The 4,440-nt window shown below is 69.7% G+C and carries 4 protein-coding genes; 1 reads left to right on the top strand and 3 read right to left on the bottom strand.

The genetic code is table 11. From position 1 onward, the window contains the following. Window positions 1-419 precede the first annotated feature (419 nt). The 3 genes from ACIN94_RS32640 to ACIN94_RS32630 form a co-directional block, all read right to left on the bottom strand. On the bottom strand, window positions 420-1,049 hold the full coding sequence (locus ACIN94_RS32640; RefSeq protein ID WP_400714853.1) for a site-specific integrase: 630 nt from the start codon (window positions 1,047-1,049) through the stop codon (window positions 420-422). A 303-nt stretch (window positions 1,050-1,352) separates the two neighbouring features. Beyond that, window positions 1,353-2,045 (bottom strand): response regulator, encoded by a 693-nt coding sequence (locus ACIN94_RS32635; RefSeq protein WP_400714850.1) that lies wholly within the window; start codon window positions 2,043-2,045, stop codon window positions 1,353-1,355. Beyond that, on the bottom strand, window positions 2,009-3,193 hold the full coding sequence (locus tag ACIN94_RS32630) for a sensor histidine kinase (protein ID WP_400714847.1): 1,185 nt from the start codon (window positions 3,191-3,193) through the stop codon (window positions 2,009-2,011). Before ACIN94_RS32630 ends, ACIN94_RS32635 begins: the two co-directional genes overlap by 37 nt. 159 nt (window positions 3,194-3,352) lie before the next feature. On the opposite strand from ACIN94_RS32630, the gene ACIN94_RS32625 reads away from it, so the two are divergent. After that, complete coding sequence (locus ACIN94_RS32625) at window positions 3,353-4,018, top strand: hypothetical protein (RefSeq protein ID WP_400714844.1); 666 nt, start codon at window positions 3,353-3,355, stop codon at window positions 4,016-4,018. Window positions 4,019-4,440 lie beyond the last annotated feature (422 nt).

Raw genomic sequence — 4,440 nt, 5'->3', positions numbered from 1 at the left:
GGCAGTGAGTCACGCTGCCTGACGCGGACCAAACCGTCGAAGCCACCGACGGCGAGGAGCTGCAAGCTCAGTCCTTCAGGGCTGAGAAGCTGACATGAAGTTCGACGTAGTGCCGCCAGCAGACCAGGAAGGGCAGTACCAAGCTGTCTCGATGGGGGCTACCTGCCTCGACCTCTTTCAAGATGGCGCCCGCCGCAGCCCGGAAGCCTTCGACATGACCGAACCATGGGTCTGCGACGGAACACCGGTATCGCGGGAAGGCAGTGGTTGGGGTCTCTTGGGCGACCTCCCCGAGGAGGTCGCTGTCTGCATTCGGCCACACAGATGACGAAGGCTTGTCCCATTCCATGGAGCGAGTGTGGTCACAAATGGTTCAGCGCCTCAACCGATTTGGGCTGAGGCGCTGACTTCCTGATTTCTTACGCTAGCGCGTCACCGATTTTGCCTAGAGCACGACGCTTCTCGTCGAGAGAGACATGAGCGTAGATGGTCATGGTTACTTCGATGTCGCTATGGCCGACGATATCCCGGACGACCTGGGGCGGGACGCCGAGGTTGAGAAGGAGCGTCACGCAGGTGTGACGGAGATCGTGGAACCGCATTTCACCGAGGCCGGCGCCCTTGCGGATCGCTCCCCAGCTTCGCCGCAGGTTGTCCGGCTCCATCGGGGTGGCGCAGCGCGAGGGGAAGACAAGGCCGTTTTCCGTCCACTCCTCCCACCGGTCGGAACGTTCGGCGAACTGCTTCCTTCGGTGCTCCCGCAGGGCCTCCACGCAGATGGGCGGCAGCGGGACAGTCCGCTCCGAGTCGGAGGTCTTGGGGCGCACGAACTGGAGACGGCCAGCAACCCGCTGAAGGCTCTGAACCACTTCCAGCTTGCCGGCCTCAAGGTCGACGTCCGTCCAGCGGAGCCCGAGGACCTCCCCACGGCGCAGGTCGAGGCAGAGCGCCAGGACGTACAGCGCGTAGAGCCGGTGATCCCGAGCGGCCTTGAGGACAGCACGAGTCTGCGGGACGGTCAGGCCGCGGTTGACCTTGTACTTGGGCACCGGGACCTTGACGAGCTTCGCGCGACTAAAAGGGGCGCTGAACCAACAATGTAGAGACCACCGCCGCCTCCGGCGCCCTCGGCCATGTCCGCGACCGCTCCCCGGTGATGTGCACCCTCCCGCCTGGCGCTGTTCGTCAGCGATGACGGCGACACCCGCCTCAACCCGGCGGCGTGGGTGCTGTGGGGGGTCGTCGTGGGGCTCGCCGTCGCGGCGGCGGTGTTCTTCTGGCCGGTGCGGACCGGCTAGACCATCTCCTACGAGGGCTGGCGACTGCACGTGTGGCTGCCGACCTGGATCTGATCAGGCACCCTCGCCGGGACGGACCAGCCCGGACTCATAGCCGAAGACTACGGCGTGCACCCGGTCACGCAGGCCGAGCTTGGCGAGTATGCGGGTGATATGCGTCCGGACGGTCGTGGCGGAGATCACCAGCCGGTCGGCGACCTCCTGGTTGTTTAGACCCCGAGCCATCAGCGTGAACACCTCGAGCTCGCGCGCCGTCAGCCGGGAGAACGCAGTCGGCGGGCGGCCCGGCGGCGGGGTGGCGAGGAACCGTTCAATGAGCCTCCGGGTGATGGCCGGCGCGAGCAGCGCCTCGTCACGGACGACGGTCCGGCAGGCATGGACGAGGTCGGGAGGGTCCACGTCTTTGAGAAGAAACCCGCTCGCGCCGGCGCGCAGCGCGTCGTGGACGAGGGCATCGTCGTCGAAGGTGGTGAGTACCAGGACCTTGGCCGTGGCGCTGGCCCTCGCCAGCTCACGCGTCGCGCCGATCCCGTCGAGCACAGGCATCCGGATGTCCATGAGCACGAGGTCCGGTCGGAGCTCGCGGGCGGCAGCGACCGCCTGCCGCCCGTCGGCGGTCTCGCCCACGACCTCGAGATCTCCCTCGGTCTCGAGAATGAGCCGGAACCCGGCACGCACGAGCGACTGGTCGTCGGCCAGCAGGATCCGGATCACGCCACGCTCACGGCCCGCACCAGGGGCAGCCACGCCCGAACGCGGAAGCCTCCGCCCGGCCGGGGCCCGGCCTCAAGGTCGCCCCCGCACAGCCGGGCCCGCTCCGCCATCCCGATCAGGCCGTAACCGGCCCGCTCGGGCGCCCCGGGCGGGTGTACCCGCGACGCGGGCCGGGTAGCGCCGTCGTCCTCAACCGTGAGACGCACGGCATCCTCATCCACCACCACGAGGGCACGGGTGGGTGCGCCCGTGGCGTGGCGCATGACGTTCGTGAGGGACTCCTGAACGATCCGGTAGGCGGCCAGGTCGACCGCCGGCGACAGCCCGCCGACCGAACCTCTGACCGTCAGCTCAACCGGCACGCCGGCGGTACGCATGTCGTCGGCAAGGTCGCCGAGCCGGGCCAGGGAGGGACGAGGCCCGGCCGCGGGAACGCCATCGAGGCCCAGCAGGAACCGCAGCTCGGCGAGTGCGGACTTCGCGGTGGCGCGCACCGAGGCGACCATTGAGCGGGCCGTGCCCGGATCGGACTCCACGATGCGCTCGACCGCGCCGAGCTGGACCACCACCACGCTGACAGTGTGTGCGAGCACGTCGTGCATCTCCCGGGCGATGCGGGAGCGCTCTGCATCCCTCGCCTCACGGGCCCGTTCCTCCCGCTCGTGCTCCAGCTCGCGGGCCAGGCGTCGCAGCTCGGTGATGCGCAGCTGTCGGTCCCGGATGGTGCGGCCCGCGAGCCAGGGCGCGAGCGTGATCAGCCCGGTGAACGCGAAGTCGGCCACTGTCTGTGACGCGGCGAACGGGATCGCGCCCCACACCAGGGCCAGTGCCGCGACCAGGCCGACGAGCGCCCGGCGGAGCGGGGCGTAGACGGCGACCGAGTAGACGGTGAGTATGAGCGCGATCACGGCCGCGTAGCCCTGGCTCGTGACGTCCGCACCCAGGCCCTCCCCGACGAAGAGGGCCGACCACCCGATCAGGACGGCCAGCAGGGGCCGTCGGCGCCGCCACGCGACAGGCGCCGTCATGGCGACCGAGACGATCGGCGCCGTCGCGGCGCCGTCCCCGGCCATCACCTGCCCGGCACCGAGCGCGACGAGGACGGCGGCCACCGTGAAGTCCACGAGCCGCGGCCGGGCCCTCAGCCACTGCGCCAGGGCGTCGGCGCCGTCGTCGGTCATGGCACGAACCATAGCGGCGCGCTGCCCCGTGCCGCATCGACCCGGGGAGGTAGGCGCATACGAGCAGGCTCGTATGCGGTTCGGCGTGACCTCCGACGATTCTGGCGCCGGCCGTCCCTAGCGTCGGCGGCACCAACCACTGCTCCCCCGGAGGTCCACATGTCACGCCGAAGCACCGCCGTCGCACTGCTCACCGCCGCCGTCGCCGGCCTGGCCGGCACGATCCTCCTGCCGGCGTCCGCCGACGCCTCCGCCCAGCTCGCCCTGATCGAGGCGCAGCCCGCCCGCTGGATGGGTGCGAACGTGCTGCTCGTCATCTCGTTCCTGTGCTTCGCCGGTGGCCTGTTCGGGCTCACCGGGCTCTTCCGCGCCCAGGGCTCGCGGCTCGGCGTCGCTGCGACGGTCCTCGCGGCGCTGGGGTGGGCGCTCCACATCGGTCCCGTCGCCTACGTGATGGCCCAGTACCCGCTCGCCAGCCACCCGGACCGGGCAGGTGCGGTCGAGATCGCCGCGGCGATGTTTACGGCACCGCCCTTCGCCGTGCTCATCGTCCCGGTGCTGCTGGCGACCGTCGCGGGCACCCTCGCCCTCGCCGTCGCCCTCTGGCGGACGCGACTGGCACCGCGGTGGGCGGCAGTGACGCTGGTGGCGGCACTGGCAGCCGACTTCGCGGCGCCCGACGCCGTATCCGGGATCATGATGTTCGCTCTGATGGGTGTCGCGTTGGCCCCGTTGTCCGCACGGCTGTTCGTGCTGGAGACGACCGCCGGGCCGAAGCCGGAAGGTCACCCGGTCCTCCACGGCCGTTCCAAGATCATGAGGTGAGGCCGAGGATGGCGAATGGCCTGCTCATTTAGCGGCAGGCCCAGCGGGTCGCTTCGGTGATATCGGTGCGTCCGGCTAGGCGTAGGGCGCCGACGGCGAGGTCGCGTAGGGACGCCATGACGCGGGGGCCGGAGCGGGTGCGTGCTGTGGAGTGGTCTTCGCGGTAGAGCGTGTCGCGAATCCAGTGTAGAATCTCGAGCCTCCACCGCCGGCTATGGGATGTGGGGTTGACGACAACGGTGACGACAACATCGGCCACCTCAGGCACACGGCGGCAGCCGTCCACAGCCCTCTGACCCCATGTCCGTCGAGCTGAGCAGCACAGTTGGTCCGCCTGGCTCGAAAATCGGTGAGTTAGTGGGCAGGCGGCAGCGAACCCTGGCCAGTGATGTCGGGGCAGGGTCTGCGGGGTGGGAATTGGG

Source organism: Streptosporangium sp. NPDC087985, from assembly GCF_044741965.1.
GTDB lineage: Bacteria > Actinomycetota > Actinomycetes > Streptosporangiales > Streptosporangiaceae > Streptosporangium.
The sequence above is the reverse complement of the archived record's forward strand: the minus strand, read 5'-3'. Positions and strand labels throughout refer to the sequence as shown.